Source organism: Bacteroidota bacterium (assembly GCA_016713925.1).
Classification (GTDB): domain Bacteria; phylum Bacteroidota; class Bacteroidia; order AKYH767-A; family OLB10; genus JAJTFW01.
On sequence record JADJOH010000008.1, the window covers coordinates 391,554 to 417,899 of the forward strand.

The 26,346-nt window shown below is 39.1% G+C and carries 21 protein-coding genes; 3 read left to right on the forward strand and 18 right to left on the reverse strand.

What is annotated here, in order from left to right; genetic code table 11:
* Positions 1 to 132 precede the first annotated feature (132 nt).
* The 17 genes from IPJ86_15990 to IPJ86_16070 form a co-directional block, all read right to left on the reverse strand.
* Positions 133 to 867: an SDR family oxidoreductase gene (locus IPJ86_15990; protein MBK7888722.1), complete on the reverse strand. Its 735-nt coding sequence runs from the start codon at positions 865 to 867 to the stop codon at positions 133 to 135.
* Positions 833 to 1,657 (reverse strand): XdhC family protein, encoded by an 825-nt coding sequence (locus tag IPJ86_15995; protein MBK7888723.1) that lies wholly within the window; start codon positions 1,655 to 1,657, stop codon positions 833 to 835. The genes IPJ86_15990 and IPJ86_15995 overlap by 35 nt, the downstream gene beginning before the upstream one ends.
* A complete protein-coding gene (locus IPJ86_16000) occupies positions 1,650 to 2,270 on the reverse strand; it encodes an NTP transferase domain-containing protein (protein ID MBK7888724.1) in 621 nt (206 codons plus the stop codon). Before IPJ86_16000 ends, IPJ86_15995 begins: the two co-directional genes overlap by 8 nt.
* The gene (locus IPJ86_16005) at positions 2,267 to 4,267 is read right to left on the reverse strand and encodes a 3-hydroxyacyl-CoA dehydrogenase/enoyl-CoA hydratase family protein (GenBank protein ID MBK7888725.1); all 2,001 of its coding nucleotides are present in this window, start codon (positions 4,265 to 4,267) and stop codon (positions 2,267 to 2,269) included. Before IPJ86_16005 ends, IPJ86_16000 begins: the two co-directional genes overlap by 4 nt.
* A complete protein-coding gene (locus IPJ86_16010) occupies positions 4,264 to 5,052 on the reverse strand; it encodes an enoyl-CoA hydratase/isomerase family protein (protein ID MBK7888726.1) in 789 nt (262 codons plus the stop codon). Before IPJ86_16010 ends, IPJ86_16005 begins: the two co-directional genes overlap by 4 nt.
* A complete protein-coding gene (gene oah, locus IPJ86_16015) occupies positions 5,049 to 6,146 on the reverse strand; it encodes a 6-oxocyclohex-1-ene-1-carbonyl-CoA hydratase (protein ID MBK7888727.1) in 1,098 nt (365 codons plus the stop codon). Before oah ends, IPJ86_16010 begins: the two co-directional genes overlap by 4 nt.
* A 20-nt stretch (positions 6,147 to 6,166) precedes the next feature.
* The gene (had, locus tag IPJ86_16020) at positions 6,167 to 7,225 is read right to left on the reverse strand and encodes a 6-hydroxycyclohex-1-ene-1-carbonyl-CoA dehydrogenase (GenBank protein MBK7888728.1); all 1,059 of its coding nucleotides are present in this window, start codon (positions 7,223 to 7,225) and stop codon (positions 6,167 to 6,169) included.
* Entirely contained in the window at positions 7,222 to 8,490 is a 1,269-nt protein-coding gene (locus tag IPJ86_16025) for a thiolase family protein (protein MBK7888729.1), read from the reverse strand. The genes had and IPJ86_16025 overlap by 4 nt, the downstream gene beginning before the upstream one ends.
* A gap of 11 nt (positions 8,491 to 8,501) precedes the next feature.
* Positions 8,502 to 10,313, reverse strand: coding sequence for a 2-dehydropantoate 2-reductase (locus tag IPJ86_16030; GenBank protein ID MBK7888730.1), 1,812 nt, complete (start codon positions 10,311 to 10,313; stop codon positions 8,502 to 8,504).
* Positions 10,310 to 11,530 carry a 2-hydroxyacyl-CoA dehydratase gene (locus IPJ86_16035; GenBank protein ID MBK7888731.1) on the reverse strand — a complete coding sequence of 407 codons (1,221 nt, stop codon included), beginning with the start codon at positions 11,528 to 11,530 and terminating at the stop codon, positions 10,310 to 10,312. Before IPJ86_16035 ends, IPJ86_16030 begins: the two co-directional genes overlap by 4 nt.
* Before the next feature lies 1 nt (position 11,531).
* Positions 11,532 to 11,942 carry a hypothetical protein gene (locus IPJ86_16040; protein MBK7888732.1) on the reverse strand — a complete coding sequence of 137 codons (411 nt, stop codon included), beginning with the start codon at positions 11,940 to 11,942 and terminating at the stop codon, positions 11,532 to 11,534.
* Entirely contained in the window at positions 11,920 to 13,290 is a 1,371-nt protein-coding gene (locus IPJ86_16045) for an AMP-binding protein (GenBank protein MBK7888733.1), read from the reverse strand. The genes IPJ86_16040 and IPJ86_16045 overlap by 23 nt, the downstream gene beginning before the upstream one ends.
* A gap of 88 nt (positions 13,291 to 13,378) precedes the next feature.
* Positions 13,379 to 14,221, reverse strand: a complete 843-nt coding sequence (locus IPJ86_16050) for a benzoyl-CoA reductase subunit D (GenBank protein ID MBK7888734.1) — start codon at positions 14,219 to 14,221, stop codon at positions 13,379 to 13,381.
* 64 nt (positions 14,222 to 14,285) lie between these two features.
* Complete coding sequence (locus IPJ86_16055; GenBank protein MBK7888735.1) at positions 14,286 to 15,707, reverse strand: benzoyl-CoA reductase subunit A; 1,422 nt, start codon at positions 15,705 to 15,707, stop codon at positions 14,286 to 14,288.
* A gap of 11 nt (positions 15,708 to 15,718) precedes the next feature.
* The gene (gene bcrB, locus IPJ86_16060; protein MBK7888736.1) at positions 15,719 to 17,020 is read right to left on the reverse strand and encodes a benzoyl-CoA reductase subunit B; all 1,302 of its coding nucleotides are present in this window, start codon (positions 17,018 to 17,020) and stop codon (positions 15,719 to 15,721) included.
* Positions 17,021 to 17,042: 22 nt separating this feature from the next.
* Positions 17,043 to 18,206, reverse strand: a complete 1,164-nt coding sequence (bcrC, locus tag IPJ86_16065) for a benzoyl-CoA reductase subunit C (GenBank protein ID MBK7888737.1) — start codon at positions 18,204 to 18,206, stop codon at positions 17,043 to 17,045.
* Between the two features lie 925 nt (positions 18,207 to 19,131).
* On the reverse strand, positions 19,132 to 19,269 hold the full coding sequence (locus tag IPJ86_16070) for a hypothetical protein (protein ID MBK7888738.1): 138 nt from the start codon (positions 19,267 to 19,269) through the stop codon (positions 19,132 to 19,134).
* A 1,052-nt stretch (positions 19,270 to 20,321) separates the two neighbouring features.
* Between IPJ86_16070 and IPJ86_16075 the strand changes: the two genes are divergently transcribed.
* Together IPJ86_16075 and IPJ86_16080 are read left to right on the forward strand one after the other, a co-directional pair.
* Positions 20,322 to 22,547, forward strand: coding sequence for a hypothetical protein (locus IPJ86_16075; protein MBK7888739.1), 2,226 nt, complete (start codon positions 20,322 to 20,324; stop codon positions 22,545 to 22,547).
* A 194-nt stretch (positions 22,548 to 22,741) separates the two neighbouring features.
* Positions 22,742 to 24,316, forward strand: coding sequence for a T9SS type A sorting domain-containing protein (locus tag IPJ86_16080; GenBank protein MBK7888740.1), 1,575 nt, complete (start codon positions 22,742 to 22,744; stop codon positions 24,314 to 24,316).
* A gap of 205 nt (positions 24,317 to 24,521) precedes the next feature.
* Here IPJ86_16080 and IPJ86_16085 read toward each other — a convergent pair whose 3' ends face one another.
* Positions 24,522 to 25,751, reverse strand: coding sequence for a DEAD/DEAH box helicase (locus IPJ86_16085; protein MBK7888741.1), 1,230 nt, complete (start codon positions 25,749 to 25,751; stop codon positions 24,522 to 24,524).
* An 89-nt stretch (positions 25,752 to 25,840) separates the two neighbouring features.
* On the opposite strand from IPJ86_16085, the gene IPJ86_16090 reads away from it, so the two are divergent.
* Positions 25,841 to 26,140, forward strand: a complete 300-nt coding sequence (locus IPJ86_16090) for a hypothetical protein (GenBank protein MBK7888742.1) — start codon at positions 25,841 to 25,843, stop codon at positions 26,138 to 26,140.
* Positions 26,141 to 26,346: the final 206 nt, after the last annotated feature.

A 26,346-nucleotide genomic window follows, 5' to 3' on the forward strand; every position in this document is an offset into this window, starting at 1 on the left:
GCTTACTCTAAACAGTTTTCAGCGTCCCTTTGCCTTCTCTTATTTGGTGTCGGTTTATGCATTTCCGACTTTGGGTTGGTCAGCCCTTTTGACCGATACTTCTGAGAATTTACGCATAACAATTTCTTCTCCTTAAATTCCTGCACCTATACTTTTGCCGCCATCAACATACATGGTCTGGCCGGTAATGAAATGTGTTTCCGGAGAAGCCAGAAAGGCAACGAGATGGGCAACATCGTTTACATGACCAATACTCTTTGTGGGTTGTGCTTCAATCAGTTTTTGCAATACTTCCGTTTTCAGCGTTCGCGTGAGTGGTGTATCAATTAATCCCGGTGCCACAGCATTTACATAGACATTGTATTTTCCAAGTTCTAAGGCAAGTACCCGCGTCAAGGCAATAACTCCTGCTTTGGAAGCGGCATAGTTAGATTGACCGGGGTTACCCAACCAGGCTCGGCTGGCAATATTTATAATTCGTCCCTGCCGTTGTTCCTTCATAATTTTTGAAACCGATCTGCACATGAGCCAGGTGCCTTTTAAATTTACATCAATTACCTTATCAAAATCTTCAGTACTCATTTGCCAGATGACATGGTCTCTGATGATACCTGCATTATTAACCAACACATCAATTTTATTATTGCTCTGAACGGTATTCGATATTAATTTTTCAACAGACACTTCATCAGTAATATTACAATAGATGAATGTACAATGTTCCTTGCCCCATTCATCTTCCAGTAGACGTCCTTTGTTTTCATCTTCATCAGCCAAAACGACAAAGAAACCATCACATTTTAAGCGCCAGGCAATGGCTTTCCCAATGCCACTAGCCGCACCTGTCACTATCGCTATAGGTTTCATGATGATTTTTGTTTTGTGTAAATGAATTTAAAGACTTGCCATTTGCAGTAGCAAGAATTTTGGCGATGATACCTAACGCAATTTCCGCCGGATTGTTTTGTCCCAGATCGTATCCCATTGGCATATCTACCTTGTTCAATTGCTCCTCGGTACATATGGCTTGTTGCAGGAATTGTTTTTTGGTAATAATCACTTTTCGACGACTGCCAATCATACCCAGATAGGCATGTGGCTTTTGGATACAATAGGACAAAATAGCCCGGTCATATTCGTGCTGATGTGTACAAATTACGATGTAGGTATGTCTATCAAACACCAGAAGTGGTAATGCCGCTTCATGCGATAAGGACAGTTTTGAAGCCGCCGGCAATTGTATGGAATTGATAAATTCATCGCGTTCATCAATCACCATCGGTTGAAAATGCAGTTTGTTTGCAAAATCTATGATATGTTTTCCAATATGACCTGCTCCGAAAACCAGTAGTTGTCGATTAACAGGTAGGGAGTCGATAAATATTTTCATAGTTCCACCACAGCACATTTTTAAAGCAAGCAAATGGTATTCTTTTGTTTCAGACTTAGCATGTGAAATGAGTTGAACAGCATCATCGATTACTTGTTTTTCAACATTTCCTCCTCCAATGGTTCCATAGCTCCTTCCATCCTGCCATACTAAAAGTTTAGCGCCGGGCTTCATGGGTACTGAACCAACGGTTTCAACAACTGTGCACAGGGCAATTGCTTCGCGGCGTTTTACAGCTTGATCAGCTTTTTCCAAGACATCATTCATGTTGAAAGTATTTCCCGTATTCTTCAATGGTGTTGATATTGGCAAGGATTTGTTTGTCGTCAGTCTCTACTGCTATGCGTGAACTTTTTGGTAAGAGCAATTGCATATTTGCATTCATATCCTTTTCATTAAACAGAAGAGATGCCATTTCAAAAGAGAGGAGAACAGGATGTCCGTTTTTACCATGGTAAACAGGTACGATATATTTTCCTTTCCGGTTGGCATTCATCATTTGCTCCAGTAAGGATTTTGTAGTAAATGGATTGTCCGGATTTTGCAAAAAAATACTGTTGCCTGATTGGATGGCCTTTATACCAAGAAGTACACTGGATAACTTCCCTTGATCTGGATGGGTGTTTATTAAAATTGTAACTTCTTTTGTCACTCCAATTTTCGCAATCTGCTCTTTTGTCTCATGAGCAATACGATCATTGATAATTAATAGGATTTCAGTAATTCCGGCAGCGATATATTCATTCACCAGTTTTTGCAGGAAACTTTGGCTTGAATTGAAATTTAGAAAGGCTTTAGTCTTTCCAAAGCGTGTTGAATTACCGGCCATCAGGAAAATGGCTGAAAATTCAGGTGGATTCAAACGCTCATTCGTTTTCATTGTCCGGTAAATACAACTTTGGTCCCAATTGAACTGAGTCCCAAAAGGGCGTCGTTTGTACTGAAGATGGAATTCAATTTGTCAAGTTCGGACGAAGGTCCCATTCCCTTTTCAATAAGTTCTTCAGCAATGTGCATGGCGATAGGTGCTTTATATCCCATCAGTTTACCAATATGATTAAGTTCAGTTTGCTCTATCCTACTATTTTGGCATTGGTGGGATATGATGGAGGTGAATGAATTTTCGGAAAACAAATCGGCATATGCTTTCCATTTGGCCGGTAAAGTCCTTATCATTTTGGTGGGAATCGGCTTTGTTCCTTCTGTAATATCAAACAAATCTTCAGCGGAAATAATAGCATCAACTATTCCAATCTCTTCCGCTTCTTTGGCAGAAAGCGTCTTGCCTGTCAAGATCATATATTTAGTGAGTCCTTTACCAATACGCTTCTGTGTACGTTGGGTTCCTCCTAAGCCCGGATATATTCCAATTCCTGTTTCAGGGAATGCCATGGTTGCTTTATCCACAGCAAGTATAACATCACCGCAAAGGGCGAGTTCAAGTCCGCCTCCAAGTGTCAGCCCATTCAAGATGACTACGACCTTTTTTGATGAAACATCTATTTTTTCGAATACAGAGTGCCCGAATCGGGTAAAATCTATGATTTTTTCCAGTGAATGATTTTTAATATTCTTTACGAAAAATTTAATATCAGCACCTGCCACAAAGGCCTTTCCGGTCCCGGTAATAAATATCGTGTGAATAGAAGGATCCCATTCGGCTTCTGAAAAGCAAGCCTCCAACTGTTTTATTACTTCTTCATTGAGTGCATTGAGCTCCTCTGGTCTGTTAAAAGTGAGAATGGCATGCCCTCCGATTTTATTAATTAAAATGAATTCTTGTTTCCAAAGATCTGAAGATACAATGGGTGGTTTAACACCATATTGTCGTGCATAAGTATCCACGATCTGTTCTACTTCTTTTGTGCCCGCTTTAATCATTAAATCAACCGGCCCTTTCCTCCATTTAAGTCCAATTTTTGCACCCTTGTTAAGATCTGTAGCAGAGCAGACACCCTCCTCAAGGATTTGAGAACAAATAAAAAATACTACCCCTGTCATTCGTAAAACCACTTTCCGCTCAATGTCTTCGTTAATTATTTGAGTCCTTGCAGCCGGAATATTCCAATTCAGTTTTTTCTTCACTTGTTCTACCAGTAAAGCGGACACCTTGTAGGATGTTCCAAATGCTTCCAATGTTTTCTGTGCATGTAGTGCAATAGGTATTCCTGTAACATTCATCAATTCAAAAGGTCCCATGCCTATTCCAAATGTCTTTTTACAGATCGTGTCTATTTCAACGATCGTACCTATTCCTTCCTCCAGAAGTTTCACCGCTTCGTTTAACCAAGGCACAAAAAATCGATTGATGGCAAATCCATATTTATCTTTAGTAATAATGGCATCTTTTCCGGAAAGAGCACTGAATTTTTTTACACTGTTTAAAGTGGCTGGATGAGTATGCTTACCGGGAATTATTTCAACCAGCCTGTTTTTTGCAGCATGATAGAAGTAATGTAAACCGATGAAGCGTTCCGGGTATGATACAAATGCTGACAGATCTGTAACGGAAAACGATGATGTATTTGTAGCAAGTATGGTTGTGGGTGAAACAAATGAACTTAGAATTTTAAGTAAATCGCACTTTGCGTTAAAGTCCTCGTAAATAGCCTCAACAATGAGGTCACATTCTTGAAGTTTGTCAAGTGAGGTGGTAGTGGAGATGCGGTCAAGGAAAGTTCGAACCTGTTCTGTTGTAAAAACTTTTTTCTTTTCGCCATCCGACAACATATCCGAAATTCTTTTCAGCCCCTGCAATACATAGGTTTCATCCCGGTCAGCAAGGATGACTCGGAATCCTTCCTGAATAAATTTCTGAGCCAATGCAGAACCCATAATACCGGCACCAACTACTCCAACGGTGTGTATAGCTTTCATTTTATTTCAATTTTATAGGATTCCCATATCGGATTTCTTTTCTCAAGAAAGGCCTGAATGCCTTCATTGGCATCCGGCGTATTCATGAGTTGATTTACATATAAATTTTCTAATTGCGGAAGGAAGTTCGATAATACATGATTGAATTTCACTCTTGCAGCCCTCACAGCATACCGCAAGGAGGTAGCGCTTTTTGGTATGAAATTAGTTTCAATCCATTTTTCGGTTTCGGTCAGCATACTTTCTTTATCTGCAAAAACTTCATTTAGTAAGCCCATAGCTTTCGCTTCATCAGCCGTTACAGTTTTTCCTGTAAGAAGGAATTCTTCTGCTCTTGCCAGCCCTATTTTTTCCGGTAGTATAATAGAAGCGGGAGGAGGAAATACACCTAAGATAATTTCCGGTTGACCCAGTTTTGCCGTTTTATCTGCAAACATAAAATTGCACATTAATGCCAATTCAAGACCACCGCCCAGACATTGCCCACTGATGAGACAGGCTGTTGGAATGGCAAGGTCACGCAACGAGTAAAACAATTGATGAAATCCGCGAAGCATAGTAGGAGCCATTTCTTTTGTGTGCTCTTCTACGCTTGCACCAAAAGAGAAATGTTTTCCCCCACCTTCAAAGAGTATTAGCTTGAGTTCCGGTCTGTTCTTATAGTCGTTTAAGAGAGTCTGCAATTCCTCCATCATGAGATGATCAAGAATATTTCCTTTACCATCGTTCAGAAGGATTCGGGCAACCGTATTTTCATGCGTGTACCGGATGAGTATTTTGTTCATGCTTTTTCAGTTAAATATTGTGGAGAGATTAATTGATGCATTTCATCGTCCCAAACTTTACCCTTGGCTAGCAATTGACGAAGCTTAATAAAGTCAATTTCCCTGTTGTTTTTCGGTCCTTCGTTGAAAGCCTTGAAGCCCGCTTTTGCCTCAGTCATCATGTTCAATGCAAGCCACTCGCGGCTACTCTCTTTGTTCTTGTCCCAATGCTCGAGTTTAAACTTTCGGACTTCGGAAATGGTTTTCATTGTGCAGTTTGGAAAAGTATGCAGTATTTTTAAAGTTAAACTATGCACGGCATTATCCAACAAGCTCAAATCAGTTTCGCACGTGGCGATAAGTTCTTTTGCTTTTTTCAACTCGTCACCTGATTTTTGATTGCCAAAAATGAGCTTACCATATTCATCAGTCAACCGGTCTGTTATCACCATGGGATTAGCAATAAATTTTCCATTGTGTTTAAGTACAGGCACAATATCACTTACCACACCGAAGTAATATGCTTGATGTGCTGAATAGGGTTCGCAAAGCGTGAGAGAACCCATTGCTCTTTCAATACCCATAAACAAAGGTAGAAAGTCGGTAGCCCCTCCAATCGGGGAGCTGCCATGTTTTGGACCCGCTTGTCCGAATCTGGCCATATCACTGCTAACGCTGAAATCACAGGCCATACCAATTTCTTGTCCACCACCAATACGCATCCCATTCACGCGGCAGATAACAGGCTTTTCACATTTTAGTATGGCACTGACCATATCGTTGAATAACCGCATATATTGTGAGTATTCCTGCGGATTGCCGGAATAGTACTCCGCATATTCTTTTGTGTTGCCGCCGGTGCAAAATGCTTTGTCACCTACAGCAGTAAAAACAACAGCAACTACACTTCGGTCATTAGAACTTTCTCCGAATGCAAGTATTATTTCTTTAACAGCATTCGTTGTGTATGAATTAAATTGAGCAGGGTTATTTAGTATGATCCATGCATTGTATAATCCATCGATCGCTGCACCACTAGCATTCAAACAAGGGCGCTTTTCAAAGAGGATATCCTTGTAATGAGTTTCAGTAAGATTGTGATTTTTTAGCTCCATTTTGATTTTATTTGGTGAGATTAATCCGGAACAAGTACCGAACGGATTTTGTATTTATTGTCGAGTGTGTTTTTGAAAACAGTATTTATTTCTGATAAAGGAAACGTTTGCACAAACTGCGATAAGTTCAGTTGGTCGTTTTGAATCAATTCAAGCACTTCTGGGTAGAGTTCGGCGCGACAGCCCCAGGTTCCAATGATTTTAGCATCAAAAGCCATTAAATTACTCAATCTTACTTCGATTTTGTCCATGGTGAATCCGACAATGGAAACTGTAGAGGTGTATGTGATCAGGTTAAAGGCAAGTTCCTGACCGGCTTTCGTTCCACTGAACTCAAATATTTTCCAACCTAATTGCGGAGCATTTAACTCGCTCGCTAATCTTTTCACCTCCGCTTTTATCGATTTTATATCTAAATCTTTTATATTGAGAATAGCATGCACGCCACAGGCGTAGGCAGTGTCCAGTTTTTGATCATTGACATCTAGTGCAATTACTTTTGCACCAGTAATACCGGCGATGAGCGCTCCATAAATACCCACACCACCTACACCGATCACAATGGCAAGATCTCCTTGATCAAGTTCCGATTTTTTGATCACCTGATAGGGTGTAGAAATGGCATCTGCTACTACAGCGAGGTGTTCGAGTGGGAATTTTTTCAAAATGTCGTCAGAAACCTCACAAAGAAAGCGGGCAGGAACAACAATATGCGAGGCAAAGCCACCATGAAAGTCATTGCCCGGCATTTTTTGATTTCTGCAGATATTGCTTCGTCCTTTTTTACACAATTCACAATCACCACATGGTAAAACTGCCGGGATGATCACTTTTTTATTCAGCCAGTTCTTTTCACCGGCTACAACAGTGCCACTGATTTCATGTCCCAGTGTTAGTGGTAATGAATGTTTGGTTTGTACTCCTTGATGCCAGAAACTAAGATCGGTGTGACATACTCCACACCCCGCAATTCTAACCCATACTTCTCCCACCTTCAGTTCCGGAATCTCCTTCGTTACTTTGCTGAAAGGTACGTCAGCACCGGTCATTTGCCATTGGTAAAATTGATCGTTTCTCATGATTTGTATTTCATATTTTCAATGAGTACAGCAGTACCTTGTCCTCCTCCAATGCATGCAGCAGCTATACCATATTTTTTATTTCGGCGAATCAATTCTTTATAAAGGGTAAGTGTGAGTCGCAATCCGCTTGCTGCAAGTGGGTGTCCTATAGCAATAGCTCCTCCGTTCACATTCAATTTATTTCGGTCAATACCCAGTTCTTTTTCGCAACCGATTACCTGCGCGGAAAACGCTTCATTTATTTCAAATAGTCCGATATCTTCAAGCAAAAGTCCGGAAAGTTCAAGCAGCAACCGAATGGCAGGTACAGGACCTAACCCCATGCGTTTAGGATCAATACCACAACTGGAAGCGGCAACCAGCTTTATATTTAGTTGTATGTTTTTTGTAAGTGCCGTTTCCCGGTCAACAATTAACATGGCGGCAGCGCCATCTACTATACCACTACAATTTCCTGCTGTCAATACCCCAACTTTGTCAAAAACTGTAGGAAGTTTAGATAAGGATTCGTATGTTGTTTCTCTGATATGCTCATCGTTGCAAAATGATTCATTGCCCTTTGGCAACTGAACTTTTCTTGGCTTTAACCCATCTATTTCAAATTTAGTGGATAACATGGGTACGATTTCCTCACGGAAAATATTTTCTTCTTTTGCTTTTAAGGCTCTCGCAAAAGATAATGCTGCAAATTCATCGCATTCTTCACGACTAATATTAAACTCTTTCGCAATATTTTCAGCAGTGAAACCCATAGGATAGCCGGCTGCGGTATCGTCAAGTGCTTCCCAAAGCATATCCTTGAATAGTGGTCGTCCTAACGGATATCCCATCCGGTTACCAAAACAGACGGTGGGAGATAGAGACATGTTTTCGGATCCAACACAAAGTACTTTTTTCGCCTTACCTAAAGTTATCTGTTCTGCACCTGTAATGATGGATTCAAAACCGGAGCCGCAAATACGTTGGACCATCAACGACGGCACGCTGATAGGAATACCGGAATACAAGCTGATATGTCTCGGTAGAAAGTAAGCATCAGCGGAACTCTGACCAATGTTGGCTGTTATCACCTGGTCTATCTCGGCTGCACTTATGTCGTTATTTTCAAAGACACCTCTTGCTGCATATATCCCCAGGTCAGTAGGTGATATTTGTGCAAGTGTGCCACAGTATTTGCCGAATGGTGTTCGCACTCCTCCTGCAATGAAGATATCATCAAAGACGATCCCAATTCCTTTTTCTGTATGATGATAACCTTTCATGAATAGAATTACTATGTTTTAGAATTTTGTAAAAAAGCTCTCACGGGCATTGCCTGATAAAGATCTCTCGCAATTAAAGCAGCACCCTGAGATACCACGTGTTGCGGATGATCAAGAACAACAATTTTTAATCCGTATTTTTCATCCAGCAGCGTTTTCAGATACGGATGATAAGCAATGACTCCACCCAGCATGGCCAGAGGGACGGAAGAATTAAATCGCATTTTTGCTAATCTGTTACATATAGAGAGATAAATACCTTTTGCAAGATTTTCAATGGGTTGTCCTTCAAAAATCCAGTTCATAATTTCTGTTTTTGCAAAGACAGTACAAAAGCTGTTTAATTCCTGCTTGTAATCACTTTGAGCAGCCAGACGACTCATCTCTTTGATATCAACCCCTGCACGCTCTGCAATTTCGGTCAGAAAAGCACCCGTGCCCGCAGCACATTTATCATTCATGAAAAAATTTTCAACTTTCCCCTCTTCATCACAGTGAATCATTTTGATATCTTCACCACCTATATCTAGAATATTTTTAATCCCGGGTAGCATTTCATTGGCAGCGATGGCTGCGCAATGGATTTCAGTTTTCACAGCATCCGCATCCGGAAAATTCTTGCGACCATAGCCCGTTGCGCAACTGTATTTGATAGGAAACTCTTCGTTCAGGGCGGCGATAATGTGTTTTGAAGCTATTTTATCGCGATTCAATGTTTTTAAAATATACCGAAAGACAACATTTTTTGCTTCATCAACAACTGTAAATTTTGTATAAGCAGAGCCAAGGTCAATTCCTAAAAAGCAGGATCCTACCGGATCAAATTCTTTTTTAATGTAAAGAGCTGCTTTACGCGAACCGGTTCCGGATAAAGAATATTGTAAATACAGATTCTTTTGGGTAATTGATTTGACCATGTTTACCATGGAAAGATTCAATGAAGTGCGTATATAATGCTTTCGGCCATACTCCACGATTTTACCGTTCATGTAGTCGATTTCAGTCATACGGTTATTCATCAGATCTCCGGCCAGAGAAGGATAGTGATTCCCTCCCTTTTTCAAATAGCGAAGACAGCTTCTGATAAAATCATCAGGGAAATGGATTTTTTCAGCCTGTGCGACTTCTACTGACTCGGCGATGATCTGTTCAATAAGTTCAATAGAATCAGGAAATGCCATCGCTTCAGCCATGGTGAGGCGGCCGATTCCGCATAATGCACTGAGGGATGCATTCAGAATTGTTTTTTCCCATACACGTTTGGTAAGTTCAAAAGATGAAATCGGTTCTGTATCCAGCGCTGTTGAATTAAGAAAATTCGCAATTTCAATGGCATTTACAGCCCCAGATTCTTCCAGGGCGGCGATATAATTAGGCGCATTGAAGAAAGTTATTCTGACCGTGTTCGGTTCGGTCATGTTCCCTGCAAAATTGATGACCATTCTCATCACCCTGCTTTCACCAAAATGGGCAGTAATGATATCTTCAACATCTATTCCATTTTGTGCACAAATAAAAACGGAAGTATTTTCCGGTGGGACATCTTTGATTATTGCATCTACTTGATAGGTCTTCAATGCTATTATGACATAATCAGGATTCGTTTGAAGTAGTTCGGCAGCGGTTGAATAAATAGTATTGAACTTTGCTTTACGATGGATTACGTTTTCCAAAAGAATACCTTCATTGCGAATGCGATTTGTTTTGATGGGATCATTGTCGCAAATGATCACATTGCAACCTGCATCCTGTAAATGAACAGCCAATGTCATGCCCACGGGTCCCAACCCGATAATTCCTATTGTTTTATCAGTGGTGTTCATTCTCCTTTAGCATTAACACTCTCCAACTGTTCAATAAAAGTTTCTATTTTAGTAATACTTTGCCCTTCAGAAAAGAAGCGCAGATCGCATAGGTCACCTTCAATAACCAAATATGGAATATTATTTTCGTTTTTTAACCGTTGTGGCAATCCGAACCGCGCATTGGAATTATTGAAGCATGTTTTTGAGTCATGATAAACAATTCCATCGCATTGAAATTCTTTTAACCAGTTGTCAAGCATCCTTCTTTTAGCTTTTTCACTACGGTTAATAAAGATGTTTGTGTATGCCAGTGCTGATGACTCAAAGGGATGTCTTTCATCAAAGTCATCAAATACCCAGCTGTTGCAATAAGTAGAAGCAACAACAACAGCATTATTTTGTGTAAACAGGTCACTCAACATTCTTATTCGTCCCCAAATGGGCATTCCGTCCCAAAATATTCTTATCTGTTCTTTTTCAACAACCCCGATTCCAATTCTCATATTTTCTTTCAGCTCCGCCAAAAGGTGTTCATAATAGTCAATAGCCTGTTGTGTTCCTCGCAGCACAACGATAGGACCCATATGAATTACGCCATCAAAAAAACTGAGGGGTGCCGGAGAAACCATTGCTGTTTTAAGTACCTCCTGCCATAACAAGGTAGCTTCCTTACTCAACCGTAAGGTCTCACGAAAAGCGTCAATATCAAATTTATTCCCGCTTGCTTTTTCACAAGCCGGTATAATTTTCCGATGCTGACTGATAACCAATGCGACTTCTTCTTTAGTAACCTCATCCATATGTCGGGGAGAGTGTATTCCCGCAATCGGACAGTTAAATTCTTTTGCAAAAAAATTAAACCAGTCCTGGACTTCACGGCATTGATTGGTATTGTAAACGATGAGATCGGGCTTTGGAATACTTTCAATTCCGTATTGCCTTTTTAGTGGAGTAGTTTTATTGAGATAGGCTCCAATATCGCTGGTGGTATAGGAGCAAACATGTCCGGAATACCCTGCCTTAATAGCGGATGGAATGCAATCGGTAGCCAGTCGTGATGCACCAAGAAGTGCTCCGTGATTTTCAGGAAAGTAGACTTCGAAATTAAAGGAACGTAATAGCTCGGCAGGTCCTACACTTGTACACCATGCGATTTTTCTGCCCGGATTTTCCAGTGAAGAAAAGTAGGTTTTCATGACGGATTTTAGAAGTAGGGTGGATTTCAGATCATACATATTACATTTCCGTTTTAACCCTTGATACTAAATTATCTGTGTCCAGTTTTATCAGATAAACTTCTTCGCTGACAGATTTCCCATTCCCATAAATATTTTCGATTTGTGCTTTATAGGCATCCATAACTTTTTTTGGTGCCATTTTCATTGATGGTGTTAATGTATTATTTTCAATACTTAATTCATCGTCGATGATCAAAGCATATTTGATTTTTGAAAATTTTTGTGCAAGACTGCAATTGGTATCGTGCAAACAACCTTGTAAACATTTCCGAAGTTCACTTAGGTCACGAGGACAAAAACAACCCTCTTCAGGAGAAAGTTCGTAGTTGGGATTGGTGAGCATAGTTTTATTCGGGAATAAAATAGCCACCGGGTATTCACTACCATTACCTACCACAAGCGCATGCATGACGTAATGGCCTTTTGATTGTATCAGATTTTCCATTTCGCCCGGAATGACTTTTTTCACCATTGGTGAGTTTGAAAATCCTGTCTTTTCTGGAAATGAGTTTTACTCCATTTTCTGTTATATCACCAATATCTCCTGTACGGTACCAGCCGTCGGTAGTAAATGTATCTTTATTCGCTTCATTGTTATTAAAATATCCTTTCATAACATTGGGTCCCTTCACCTGTATTTCCCCTTCATCATCAATACGAATGGTTATTCCCGCAAGGGGCTTACCTACTAGTCCGTTTTCTCTTTTAAGGCTGTGATCAGTTAAAGTGCAGCAAGGTGCAGTCTCTGTTAAGCCCCATCCTTCTATCACAGGGATATTTCTTTTTTCAAATTCGTCTGATATTTTTTTCGGCAGAGAAGCAGCGGCTGTAAATACAAATTTTAAGTCCGGATGAAACAATTGATCCCAGGTATTAGAGTTTCCTTTTGCGATTTCAAGTAATGATTGATAAATTTTAGGGACAGAGAAAAATAAAGTGGGCTGAACAATTTTCCAGTTTTCAAGTAATGTTTCAGGACTTTTTCCAAATCCCGATTCAAGAAAAATGGTGGAGCCATGATACAATGCCGTAAATCGTTCAAAGATTCCACCAAAGCTATGGTGCCAGGGTAAATAGGACAAAAACCTGTCATCTGCATTCAAATGAAATTGACGGGTCCATGACTGATTCAAGGCAGCCTGTTGTGAAAGGATATTTCTGTGTGTGAGTTGAACACATTTCGGCGTACCCATAGTTCCCGAAGTGTACATGTTCAGGCATATTTCATCCGCATCCGCATTATAATTTAATGAGTAATGACCGGTAATCGGTTGTGTCAATTCAGTAAATGAATGAAGGTTTTTAAATCGAGGATCTTCGACCGGATCAAATACAAAAATATGTTTTACAGGAAGATCCGGTGAAAGGCGACTCAGTTGTAATATCCCTGCAACAGTGATGAATTTTGCAGCAGAATGCCGGATAATCATTTCTGCAGTTTCTTTGTGGAAGTAGGCAAAGATGGGAACACTGATTCCTCCGCAACACATTACAGCTATTTCAAGCTCCAACATTTCCAGCCGATTGGGAGAGAAAACGATCATTTTATCACCGGATCGAAAACCGAATTTGGATAGATTCGCGGCAATACTCTGTATTCTTTTATAAAAATTTGACCAGGAAATACCACGATATTCACCATCAGTTTTTTCACAAAGGATATCCTTTTCAGAAAATTTTGCAGCATTGTGCTGCATCAGTAATGCGATATTGGGAATAACTTCTCCGAGTGTATATTCTGACTCCAGAATTTTCATTTTTTTATTCCTCCGATTAATTTCCTGTTGCTTATCAGAAACACTAGATTTTTTGCATACAAATCTGCGAGCATGATTCGAACCTTAATTATTTTTCCACTTCAGCTTTTCGCTGCATAAGTTTAAAATGACGGTATCCACCCCATAATGCTGCACCAATGGCTCCGGTATAAATGGCGTCAGGGTCGGTGACAATGATGAATTTTTTTCCTGTCTCCTCCAGTTGTTCACGAATAGCCTGCAGCATTCCGCTGTTTAGTGCCATACCTCCTGAAAGAAAGATAGGCGATTCCGCTTTTAATGAACTGAGCAGTTTAATGATTCTGTTTGCTATGGACAGATGAATGCCTTTTATTATATCAGGTGTTTTAATTCCACGCGATACCATATTGATAACATCCGTTTCTGCAAGTACAGCACAGATGCCGGACGAAATTTCAGGAGCAGTAGCGGATAAAGACACCTCTCCAACTTCCTCAATGGATAAACCCAGATATCGGGATATGTTTTCAACAAACTGACCGGAACCCGATGCACATTGGCCTGTCATTTTATAGTCCTGTACTCGGGCATCTTCGGATATCTTTATTGCTCTTACATACAAGGCTCCCATGTCGACGACAGTTCTTGTTTCACGATGAAAATAGTTTGCTCCTTTCGCATGTGTCGTCATCCCGTAAAAGTGCCCCCTTTTTCTTTTAACAAGGTCTCCTTCACCGGTCGATGCTAAATAGGAAATATCTTCAAATTGAAGATGATGTGTACGAAGCATGGCTTGAATCATTTCATCAGCAACCTGTGTAGGGTTTCTTTTTCTTATTTTCTCTGTTTGCTTGTCGAGAAGAATTGGAAACGCTCCATACTGCATTAAAACCAGTTTAATGAAATTACTTCCCACATCTATACCCATGGTCATGATGGGTTCATTCATGTGGGTAGTATCGGGTAATCCGTTTATCGTACTTACTTCGTTGATCTTTTGCATTTTTTACGGTTTAAGCATCTACTTCTTTTTTAGCTATTGGCTGCAAGTTAGTTGCTGCATTTCGTCTGGCAAACATAGCCCCTCCAAGCGCTCCCATAAAAATGGAATCAGTATGGATATTTATTTTTATTTCACTTCCATAATTTTCTTTTACCAATTGTCCGAGGTATTTAATAACCGCAGGGTTTCTTGCTACACCACCAGTAAATGTAAATTCGTTGTATACGCCTCCCGATCTTGCGATCAGCGACATGGCTCTCATGATGATGGCCTTGTGTAGCCCTCCAAGTATGTCTTCACGCTTTTCTCCCAGGTTGGTAAGTTCACGCAATTCGGCACCGGCAAATACGGTACAGGTGGAACAAATAGTAACTTCTTTTTCAGCTTTCATTGCCATAGGTCCAAGTTCATTCAATGAAATACTCATCTCGTCAGCGATATAACCGAGATAACGTCCACAGCCAGCAGCACAGCGGTCATTCATTTGAAAACTGGTTACAAGTCCATATTGATCGACCTGAATCGCTTTGGTGTCCTGACCACCGATATCAAGCACTGTACGTGTATCCGGGAAGACTGCATGTGCACCAAAAGCATGACATAAGATTTCTGATCGGATACAATCCTCAGGAAATGGAAGCAGAGCCCTGCCATAGCCTGTACCGGTCATATTTGAAATATGAAAATCCAATTGTGCTATTTCATCGATATGTGATCGCAAACTTTCAGAAACATGATCGAAGTTCCCTTTAAGTAAATTGATTTCTGCGTCAAAATTTACACTCTCGTTTTCATTTAGTGCATCAGGCAGGTTTTTGTATTTGTTGCGAAGCTCCTCCATTGCCTGATGAATCAGTTCCTTGAAATCGAACTGTACTCTGACGTTTTCCGCGGGACTTATACTTTTATCCCAAACAGTCATCAGAGGTTCGAACAGTGACATGTCCAATTTGTTGACTTCTTCATTGTATTTCTCAGAGACAATGTCACGGAAAAACTGATTTTTTGATCCGAGATTGTTAAAGAGATAATCATGTTTAATGGTTGGCTTAAAAGCTTTGCGGATGTTTCGGAGGTGGTTTAAAATTTCTGTTTGCTTGGTTTCATCTTTGAAAAAGGTTTGGCAAGTTTTCAGTAACTCTTCCCCCAACCGATCTAAACGCACTTTAAATTGCTCATATTGAAAAACGCTTTCCAGGTCATCGATGTATTTCCGGTATTCCGGATTTACCATTTGTTCCTCCTCCAATTTTTTCTTTAATACCGAAAAGCGTGCATTGTAAACTGCTTCGTCACGTGCAATGTCAGCTGCCACTGAATAGTTGGAGCGTGTATTGGTAATACCGCGACCGATGATTTCATCATTTTCATTAATGATGACTGCTTTTGAAGTTGTGGAGCCAAGGTCCACACCGAGATAATATTTATTCATTGTTGTGCATTTTAAGCGATCACACCTTCCTGTTTTAAAATAATTTTACGCTGGTCAAGCATTTGGAAATAGGACTCAAGTCGGTTCTTGATATTGGCGTAAGAGAAATATCTTGGATCAACCAAATCGCTTTCTATAAATCCTACGGGTACACCGGTGCGTTGTTCAATTTCACGCATGATCATCAGTTGACCGGCGGAGAAGGAGTTACAGGATTTAATCGAGTTGATAAGAAATCCATCCGCTTTGTATTCTTTCACATAATTTTCGAGCATACCAACACGTTGAGGTAGATTTAAATTGGTATAACATCCCATACAGTATCGTGATAAAGACTCCAGAGGTTCATTGGGGTCATGACGAAAGCCCATGTCATACACGCCACCTACTTTTGTATAACTGGAGGCAACAATCACCGCGCCCATATCATAAAATATTTTCCAGAATTCACGGAAGTTGGTCCAGTTCGGCGGCCCCTCTACTACGAGACGAAATTTCTGTTCTTTTATTTCTCCTTCCGGTGTAACGGGACCAAGCCCAAGTCGTATTCGTTCCTGTACTTCATCCCAAAGTTCCTTATAGTAATCAACCGCTTCAGTAGTGCCACGAAATGCTGTAAAAATGGGACCGATATAATAAACTCCGGCAAAATAGGCATCTATAGGTGTGGGAACTGTCTTTGCGCTTTCCAGAATTTTTACAAGTAAATCTTCAGCTTTTGCGGAGTTTATCATCATGGCAGATAATTTCTCCTGATCATATTTTTTCCCTGATACTTTTTCCATCTTAGGAATAACATCATCTTTCAACTGCTTTACCATGTATTCAATTTGATCGGTAGTTATTTTTCCGTCTTCTTGATATGGAGTATGAAGCATCGCTACCGGAACACCGGGATAGAGCCTCTCCAGGTTTTCAAACCATTTTAAAAAGGTAAAACAGCCGGTATAACTTAAAAGTAATAAATCAGGTGATGGTAGTTTTTCACCGGTGGGGCCGATATTCCCATTTAGCATCATTCCAATGTCACATTTTACATAAGTGCACACATCTTCCGAAAAACCCATCTTTTCGGCATCTTTAATGTAAGATGCCGACTTCTTCCTCATACCACTTTGAAGGGCATTTATTTCCGGATAAACCGGAAGCATATCAAAGGATAGAATAAGCTCGGTGAGATTTCCGGGAACAAAAGTGTATACTACCTTTTTGCCGGTTTCATTTGCAGTAGAGAGTTCACGAAATTGTTTTGCAAGCATGTCTTTTTGAAGATTCATGCTTTTCTCTTTTATTACTTCTTTGATTTCTGTCATCGCCTGATAAGTTTATTTGTTCCTATGCCCAAAGTTTTATTGAATCTGAGAAAGTGCCGGCCTGTTCCTTAATGACTTTAAATTGGCCTGTATTTTCATGGTATTGGAAATTTATATGAGGGATGCCGGCTTCATCACAGTCTTTTTGCATAAGCGGACGGTCAAGTAAGGCCGGATCACAAAAACTAGCCGCAGAGAAAATAACACCATCAGCATTACGGCTTTTAACAAGTTTTACAAGACGTAGCCCTTTTGGGTTTCCTACATCATAATAGGCAGATGAAAAAGTGCTTTGATGAATATAAGCATTCATTAATTCTTGTAGTGGATCATCAGAATCATCGCGAATATCTCCTTGTATCCAGCGTGACCCTAGCATGAAGTCATCATCTACAATATAGCATCCTGCCATTTCAATGGATTTAATCAGCCCGATAGGAGGTTGTTCACAAAAGGAGCCCGTAATAACAACACGTATATTATCCATTGGCTCGCCTCTTTCTTCACGAATACATGCTACTACCTGTTCCAGCATTTCATTGTGTTCGGTCACTGGTATTGTAAGACCGGCCCGTAACAAATAATAGGTTTCTGTTGCGGACAAACGCCATGGAAATTCCTGCCGAATATTGTAGATTTCTTCAATCAACCTTCTGTTTATATTGTATAGGGTGATGGCAGCGTTTAATTTTTCATTTGTAACTGCAACTCCATTAATTAAATACATGTCCTGTATCACTTTCTCCATCTCTTGTTGATAAAAACTTCCTCCTATACCGGGCTCGAAATTCTGCGGATAGTCAAAATAACGTTGAAATTGCCCTTTTTTAGAAAGTTTGAACATCCCTGAAAGATTTCGGACGCAATCACAAATAGCCGGAAAGAGAAACCCGTCAAATTCGTTGAGGTTGGTGTCTAATGCCATTTCAATAATCCCTCGTGGCAAATGACAAATGTAGGATTGATAATAAGCATCTCCTTTGATGATTTGTTTACGATCACCGGCCCCCATAATTCCTACGGGTAATCCATTAGCGGCATGAATTATTTCCCTTGGTATGTATATTGGAAGATAACCTACCAGTATCCTTCCTTTTTCTGCACTTTTCCAGTTTTTCGCTGCTGCAAATTGCAAATCAAAGGATAATGTTTCTGCCGTTGTTAGAATAGTATCGATAACTTCCATGTTAGCTGCAATTTATGACACCATTTAAATCACCTGTTGTTTTCAAAGATGAAATATTGGTATATTCAAAAGTAAAAGGATGATTTCATGCAAACTATGACCACGGTCAACTTTTTCATGTAAAAAATTAACGAATCATGCAAGAATAAACCCTTTATTGATTTATTACAGAGCATAAATTGATTTTTAATTTTTTCCAATTAAAATTTATGATTGAAGTCAGTTCAGGTAAAATATTAATAAATTAACTCGCAAAATCGGTAATAGGTGTTCCTTATATTTTCTATGAATTTAATCAAAAGTGAAAGTGCTCAACGATAAATTGAATAATAAGTATATGTTTATGAATAGAAATTTATTGATGAAATAGACTTACAGGGTTGCACCCGAAGACGCAGAGTTAAAAGAGAGAGTAATCGAACGGGCAGTAGAACCCGGGAAAAGTTAATAGGACGTAGTAATAATTTGGCTCTTAGTAAAACCAAACTGCATCCCCCCCCCTTCGGCGTCTACGCAATTCCTTCAAACTTATAAACTTTAGCGAAGTAGTCTGTGCAACACCTTTAAAATTAGATTTAGAATAGGGTTAATATCTTGTAAATGTACTTACGTAATTAGATTGTAACATCGCCTCTTCGTCTTAGAATAGTATTTATTGCAATTAATTCTGGCTGACATGGGATCATTAATTTATTATCTTATTTGAATCATTGAGCAGTTTGCAATAAAATAGGAAAGAGAAAAATTCTGTTATCTCGTATACTGAAATGAGTTAGTCTTACGGGTTTTGGATGAAAAAAAGCAATTGAATTATTTTGATAATTTGAATACCTAAAATGTCAAGACTATTTTAGTTATTTATGAATAATTTTTGAAGCAAACCTTAGTGTGAAAAAAGCTTTAAAAAATAAAGCTATTCTTTTTTTCATTTTCCCGGATCAATTCGTGGAGGACGCCCCCCTTTCTGTATTCCGCCAGAAGGAGCCTTCTTATGCGGCTTCCTGCTCTTCACCGCTGCACTCACATCAGGAGAAACACCGATGTTTTCAGGTACTACTGTCACTTCCAGCTTATGCCTGTGCAAACACCATAGTGGGGATGAAATGGCTTGTCATCCTTGTGGATAGCGCTTTTTAAAACGCAATTTCACTGCAGCTGAGGTAAGTTGAGTTGTGCCTTTACACCCTTGATAAGTGTATTTTTTAAATGCAATGGGTAAAAGGGTGCCTGCGATGATGCTTATGAATTTCCCTTGTTTCTGATAATGGGAATTACCGGGGTCGATGCAATTACGATTTCATACTTAAAGCCATTTATCCTGCTCTCAGATCCTTGTTTCTGGCTTTTTCTAAAGTCTAGCCACGCAAATTAGCATGAGTGTTTGATAGTAAGCACCTTAAGTACTATATAATGTAAATATTGCTTGCAACCTTATAAGAGGTAGATTCGTCTTACCTGTAGAGAGAACAAGAGGATTATTTACGTTTCCCGGACTTCTTTAGTAATTATTAATTAGTTCAAAGATTCTTGAATTACACGAGTTAAACTTGGAATTGTATGCAACAAAAATTTAATTGTAACTGTTTTCGAATCTTTAGATCATTAAAAGGTAAATTAAAACTTATACTGTTCATTGCTATTTTATATTTCAATGCATCTTCTAATCTTTTGATGGCTTCCGATTATTATTGGGTAAATGGAACAGGTAAATGGAGCGAATTTACTTTGCATTGGGCCACATCATCGGGCGGTTCTGTTTTTCATACGCAACTGCCCGACACAAATGACAATGTTTTTTTTGATGCAAATTCCTTTGTTGCACTTTCAGATACATTGGACATTGATCTTGATAGTGTTTTTTGCAATGATATGAATTGGTCCGCTGTAACAAATAATCCGGTGATATCCTATAGTAATACTTATTTTGCTTCGTATCCATTTATTACGATAAAGGGCTCTTTATTTTTGAGTCCTCTTATTCAGTGGAATTTATTCGCCGTTTTTGATTTTAATTCAAATCAGTTGGGAAATTCGATAAATCTAGCTGGTCTCGATTTATTGAACGGCAATACTGTCGCAGGATTTCAATTTAAGGGAGCGGGCTCATGGCAACTATTGGAAGATTTAATCGTTTATAATATTTCTTTTTATAGTGGGACGTTTATTTCTAATGGGAAGTCGATTAATTCCAGCATCTATTCCCCACAAACCCAATTTGGTGATACTACTTTTTTGTATTTAGGAAATTCAAGAATATATGGCGACATTAGAAGTCAAAACCCCAATTTATTTTTTGACGCCGATAGCGCATTGTTTAACGTAAGAAGTTTTATTATCAATTCTCCCGCTTCCTTCGATACCGTTATATGCCAAGAGGTTTTTGATTGTAAGGGTACTATTATTAATACGTTGATTTGCCATCAAATGGCAGGGGATAGTAATTTGATACATAAAGCTGAATTTCTCACTGATACATTTTGTATATCTTATCCTAGCTATTGTAATTATATATATGGTAATGGAAATTTCTTTGATAAAGTAATTATTCACTCTAAAGATTTCGATATTAGTGGTAATAATTCATTCGACACACTTATATTTACTAGTATAGGTCAAGAGCTTATTTTGCATGGAGATACGATTATTATTTTTGATGAATTAATTTTAAATAATTCGTGTGGATATATCACAAGTATTATATCAAAAGAGGATACATCAATGATATCGTTCCCAAATTCTTTTTCAGCATTGAATAATTATTATTTTCAAAATGTAAAGAATGGAGCTGGAACAACTATTACACTTAGCAATAGTATTGATGCCGGCGGAAATTACGGTTGGAACTTTAATCCGCCAACAGCTAAAACTTTATTTTGGGTAGGAGGTTCAGGAAATTGGTCCGACCCTAATCATTGGGCAACTACCAGTGGTGGCGTAGGTGGCAACTGTGTCCCTACTAAGTTGGATAGTTTATTTTTTGATGTGAATTCCTTTTTGGTTCAGGGAGACACTGTTGTTTTTGATTTGTCCAATGCATATTGTCGATATTTTAATGCACTGGCTACAGTAAACTACCCAACATTTTTCGAAAAGACAAATATTGCTAAATTGAATGTGGATGGGTCCTTTTTATTGAGTTCAAACGTAAACTGGGACGAAGGGCCAGATGTAAATTTGTATTCTCAATCGATTGGAAACATCATTCAAACTTCTGGTGTTTTAATAGGGTCTCAATTGGCATTATATGGATCAGGAGCATGGGAAATTCAATCAGATTTTAAAGTTAGAAGTTTATTACTATTCGGTGGCATTATAAATACAAATGATTTTTCAATCACAGGAGATATCTCTACAAATCATACTGCGAATGGTGTGACAATTAATTTTGGGACTTCTTCGGTTGTGGGCAATTTCTATTATTTAAATCAAGGAAGTAATGTAGTTGTCGATGCGGATAGTGCCGAATTCAATTTTAATGAGAATTTATTTTCATCAAAAGGCGTAAATTATTTGAGTGTAGTTGCAAGGGTAGTTTATGTTGACTCATGTACTTTTAAAAAAGTAACTTGCAATGTATTTTCCGGATTAAATAGCTTTGTGGATGAAATGGATTCTGTCACTTATATTGGAGGCACAAATTCTACCTGTAAGCGAGTGAAAGTCTCCACGAAAAGTTTAAATGTAGATGGGGTAAGTCTCATCATCGACTCGTTGATATTTACACAGCCTGGAACCGATATTTTTATTAGTGCGAATTCATTTTTAAACGTTACAGAATATACTAACTTGAACGGAACCTGTGGTGACTTTGCAGCTTTAATATGTAATTCAGGAAATGCTATTTTTAATTATTCGGGTGGTTCTATTGTATTAGATTATGTTAAATTAAAAAATATTCAGGCTTTAGGATCAAGTACTTTTACTGCGAATAATTGTCTTGATTTAGGTTCAAATACTAATTGGATAATAAACACAATTTCACCCCGCTCTTTGTATTGGGTAGGTGGAAGTGGAAGTTGGATGGACCTCAATCATTGGTCTTTCTCGAGCGGAGGGCCGGGTGGAGCTTGCGTCCCCAATTACATGGATGATTTGTTTTTTGATGCAAATTCATTTTCATCCATAGGAGATACGGTATTTTCCGGAAGCGAGGAAGTTCAATTTCATACATTGGATGCTCGAGGAGTCTTAAATTTTCCTTCACTATTTATAGAAAGCAATTTTGTTAGAGTTTTTGGTTCTTTCTTTTTAGGAACCAATATGAATTTTAATTTGGGTGGTTCTCTTGTTTTTGTTTCCAATAGTATGGGGAACATTATCCAAACGAATGGTACACCCTGACCGGCGTATTTCCTACGGCTAACGTTTATTTTTCAGGGCAAGGAAGTTGGGAATTAGGAAGTGATTTTGTTACGGATTATATATATCATGAAAAGGGAACGTTTAAAACAAATAATTACGCAGTAACTGCACATGAGTATAAACCAAGTTGGAATGTCAATCAAAATGATAGTTTATTTTTAGGAACATCAATTTTGCATATTGACATAATTGATTTTAATAATCAGGATATGTATGTAGATGTTGATAGTTGTACCTTTATTTCAAAAGATTTTAGAAATTCTGTCAGCACTTTAAATTTTAATGAAGTATTTTCAGATTATATCTATTCGAGCAACGGCAATTATAAGTTTGTAGAATGCGAAAGCCTAAATGGTGGGTTAAATTATATTGATAATGTCAATTTTATAAATAATGCATCAGTTTGGGGAGATTTTCACTTTGAAAAGGTCATACTTACAACCGATCTCATTATTAGTGGAAACTTTAATGCCGATACATTAATTTTTAATAACCCAGGACAAACGATTCATTTTTATTTTAAAGCAGAAATTAATGTTAACAATTATTTACAAATTCAATCCAACCCCAATACTCCTACCACACTTCGTGGTGTTAATGGAGAAATTGGAAAGATTTTTCTTCTTTCTGACACTTTATGCACCGATCATATTGTTTTGCAAAATATACAAGCCATTGGCCCGGGAGTTTTTTATGCCGGTTCAAGCTCTTTAGATCTTGGTAATAATACTGGATGGAATTTTAGCAGTTGTGCCATTGATTCCAGTACTGTATGGCCTGGTGATGCGAACTCCGATTTGATTGTTGATAATCTGGATTATTTATCAATTGGTATTGCCAATGGATTTAGTGGAGGTGTAAGACCAAATGCTTCGCAGCTTTGGACACCACAGCCTTGCTTAGACTGGAATTATCAATTTGTAAGTGGAAAAAATTATAATCATTCAGATGGTGATGGAAATGGAGCGGTAAATAGCAATGATACATTGTCCATTATTGCGAACTATGGATTAACGCATCCACTTCGTATGCCGGGTGTCGATCAAACTAACCAGATAGGTCTACCTTTAACTTTTGAAATGCCAACGTCCAACTTAGTGCCTGGAACTGTTGTGAGTATTCCGATTAAATTAGGAACATCATTGTTTCCGGTAAATAATATTTATGGTATTGCATTTACAATTAACTATGATCCGTCGTTAGTACAGGCAGGAACAATGCAATTAGATATATCGAACTCGCGGCTTGGTGATATCAATAATTGTATTCATCTTGGTAAGGATGATTTTGTAAATGGCCTGTATGATGTGGGATTTGTACGGATGGATCATCAGAATATTTCTGGAAATGGAATGATTGCAACCTTGTCTTTTACGGTGGCCTCCGGTGCATCAGGATTATTTAATTTATCTTTTAGTAAAGTCCTGGCCATTGATAAATATGAATATTCCATACCGATACAATCTTTTTCTTCATCCATTTATACTTCACTTTTTGGAAATGCGATGCTTGAAGAATTGGTATCCGTCTTTCCTAATCCGGCAGCTTCGTACGTCACGGTGACGAGCCCAACTGTAAGCATGACTGCAATTACTTGTTTAGATCGCATAGGAAAAGTGTTGTTTTCTATCAGCGTAAATAGTAATATACAAGAGATAATTACCCACACGTTGTCGGCCGGAATATATTTCCTTAAAATTGAGACGGCAAAGGGCCTGCTCTATAAGAAAATTATTATTGAGGAATGATTGTTCCTGAACAGCTAAACGTTATTTGATCTATCTAATTGAACAGCCATGAGTCATAATGTTCCGGAGTGAACGGGAATGCCATCGACGACTCACTGCATATTTTATTTACTAAATCAATCCTTCATTGGATGTTAGAGTTTGAAATAACAAAAAGTGCCAAAACACATTCAAAAATTATACTGCTAAATAAAAGCAACCCTATTTACCCTTTCCCTGTCCCTGATCCGTTCTGCCTCGGATTACCCTTGTGAGGACTTTTTCTCTGCGGCCTTCTGCTCTTCACCGGAGCACTCACATCAGCCGAAACTCCGATGTTTTCAGGCACAGCGGTCACTTCCAGCTTATGTCCGATTAGTTTCTCTATCCGCTGAAAGCGCTGACGATCGTGGGTATTGACAAAGGTGATAGCGACACCGGAATTCTCGGCACGTGCTGTCCGGCCCACACGGTGAATATAATCTTCCGGATCAGGAGGAACATCGAAATTGAGTACCAGACTGATTCCTTCTACATCAATGCCCCGCGACAAAACATCCGTGCCCACCAGCACCTTCGTCTTCTTACTTTTGAAATCACGCATCAGTTGTTCGCGTTGCAATTGTTCCAGGTCAGAGTGAAAAGCGGATGTTTGTAAGCCCGCTTTTTGTAAAGCAATATTCAATCGTTTTACATTTTCTTTCGTGGAAGCAAAGATGATCGCAGATTGATATTCCGGGTTTTTGAGAATATCAATGGTCATCGGTAACTTCTGATCGTTGTTGATATAGTAAAATTCCTGTCGTATTTTATCTGCCGGACGTGAAACAGCGATACTCACTTCTTTCGGTTGGTTCAGAATTTTATTGGCCATCGTACGAATGCGGGGCGGCATGGTAGCGGAAAACAACATCGTCTGACGTTTTGCAGGAAGCATTTTAATAATGCGAATGATATCTTCATAAAAACCCATGTCGAGCATACGGTCCGCTTCATCCAGCACCAGATGTTGCAAGTGACTAAAATCAACATCTTCAGATCCCATCATGGAAAGTAATCGTCCGGGAGTGGCGATAATCATATCTGCCCCTTCGCGCAATGCTTTTTTCTGTTGTTCCCAAATCATCCCATCTCCACCACCATAAATAGGAATAGAGCTCACCGGTAAAAAGTAGCTAAAGCCTTCAATCTGCTGATCGATTTGCTGGGCCAGTTCCCGCGTAGGAGCGATGATGAGCGTATTCAGGTGACTATGGTCGGAGCGGGCGATGCGGTCGAGGACGGGCAATACATAAGCAGCGGTTTTGCCGGTTCCGGTTTGTGCACAGGCAACAAGATCATGGCCCTGGAGAATGATGGGAATAGCCATCTCCTGAATTGGAGTTGGGTCGTTGAAGCCCATGGCATCGAGGCCTTCCTGGAGTGCGGGGACGAAGGAGAAATCAGAGAATTTCATGTGGAATGTATTCGGGACAAAAGCCGTTATACGGTGTGAAAGTACGAAATTTTATAGGAATTGAAGGCGAATACTGAACAAGCCGGCGATTGCATCGTTTCACCCGCTCCCGTGATGCCGATTTCAATTCAAATTTCCGAAACAAGTTAAGCATCGCATATAGCGGTATCAGAAAATTCACACCAGGCATCTCTTATGAATTATTTCATGGATTAAGTGATGGAGATTTTCTGGAATGGCAGGACTGGAGGTTTGTTATCGACGGAGAGTATAAAATCAATAAGCGGAATTTTATCGGTATAGGTTATTTAATTCAACAGGAACTACGACCAGGTATTGACCAACGGGATAGAGTAGTGTTGCTGAGTTATAAATATGTTTTGGAATAATTTTAGTTGTTTCATTGAATCGGGAATTTATTCTTTCTACAATGGTCGATTTAATCCCTTACCTTCGTTTGGTAATTTATCATGTATGTATAGCCACGAGTTTCAGGAAATAGTTGCCTTTCGTCGTTCCAACCGAAAGTTTGACCCCAATGTTGAAATTCCGGACGATGTCATCAGAAGAAGTTTATAACGTGCCGTCTTATCGC

What these genes read in the sequence shown, in the direction of transcription:
- IPJ86_16085 (MBK7888741.1), bottom strand. Translation starts at nt 25,751, where the DNA reads ATGAAATTCTCTGATTTCTCCTTCGTCCCCGCACTCCAGGAAGGCCTC.
- IPJ86_16000 (MBK7888724.1), bottom strand. Translation starts at nt 2,270, where the DNA reads ATGAAAACGAATGAGCGTTTGAATCCACCTGAATTTTCAGCCATTTTC.
- IPJ86_16010 (MBK7888726.1), bottom strand. Translation starts at nt 5,052, where the DNA reads ATGAACAAAATACTCATCCGGTACACGCATGAAAATACGGTTGCCCGA.
- had (MBK7888728.1), bottom strand. Translation starts at nt 7,225, where the DNA reads ATGAGAAACGATCAATTTTACCAATGGCAAATGACCGGTGCTGACGTA.
- IPJ86_16050 (MBK7888734.1), bottom strand. Translation starts at nt 14,221, where the DNA reads ATGAATGAACCCATCATGACCATGGGTATAGATGTGGGAAGTAATTTC.
- IPJ86_15990 (MBK7888722.1), bottom strand. Translation starts at nt 867, where the DNA reads ATGAAACCTATAGCGATAGTGACAGGTGCGGCTAGTGGCATTGGGAAA.
- bcrB (MBK7888736.1), bottom strand. Translation starts at nt 17,020, where the DNA reads ATGACAGAAATCAAAGAAGTAATAAAAGAGAAAAGCATGAATCTTCAA.
- IPJ86_16045 (MBK7888733.1), bottom strand. Translation starts at nt 13,290, where the DNA reads ATGAAAATTCTGGAGTCAGAATATACACTCGGAGAAGTTATTCCCAAT.
- bcrC (MBK7888737.1), bottom strand. Translation starts at nt 18,206, where the DNA reads ATGGAAGTTATCGATACTATTCTAACAACGGCAGAAACATTATCCTTT.
- IPJ86_16025 (MBK7888729.1), bottom strand. Translation starts at nt 8,490, where the DNA reads ATGAAAGGTTATCATCATACAGAAAAAGGAATTGGGATCGTCTTTGAT.
- IPJ86_16055 (MBK7888735.1), bottom strand. Translation starts at nt 15,707, where the DNA reads ATGAATAAATATTATCTCGGTGTGGACCTTGGCTCCACAACTTCAAAA.
- IPJ86_16035 (MBK7888731.1), bottom strand. Translation starts at nt 11,530, where the DNA reads ATGTATGATCTGAAATCCACCCTACTTCTAAAATCCGTCATGAAAACC.
- IPJ86_16040 (MBK7888732.1), bottom strand. Translation starts at nt 11,942, where the DNA reads ATGCATGCGCTTGTGGTAGGTAATGGTAGTGAATACCCGGTGGCTATT.
- IPJ86_16005 (MBK7888725.1), bottom strand. Translation starts at nt 4,267, where the DNA reads ATGAAAGCTATACACACCGTTGGAGTAGTTGGTGCCGGTATTATGGGT.
- oah (MBK7888727.1), bottom strand. Translation starts at nt 6,146, where the DNA reads ATGGAGCTAAAAAATCACAATCTTACTGAAACTCATTACAAGGATATC.
- IPJ86_16030 (MBK7888730.1), bottom strand. Translation starts at nt 10,313, where the DNA reads ATGAACACCACTGATAAAACAATAGGAATTATCGGGTTGGGACCCGTG.
- IPJ86_15995 (MBK7888723.1), bottom strand. Translation starts at nt 1,657, where the DNA reads ATGAATGATGTCTTGGAAAAAGCTGATCAAGCTGTAAAACGCCGCGAA.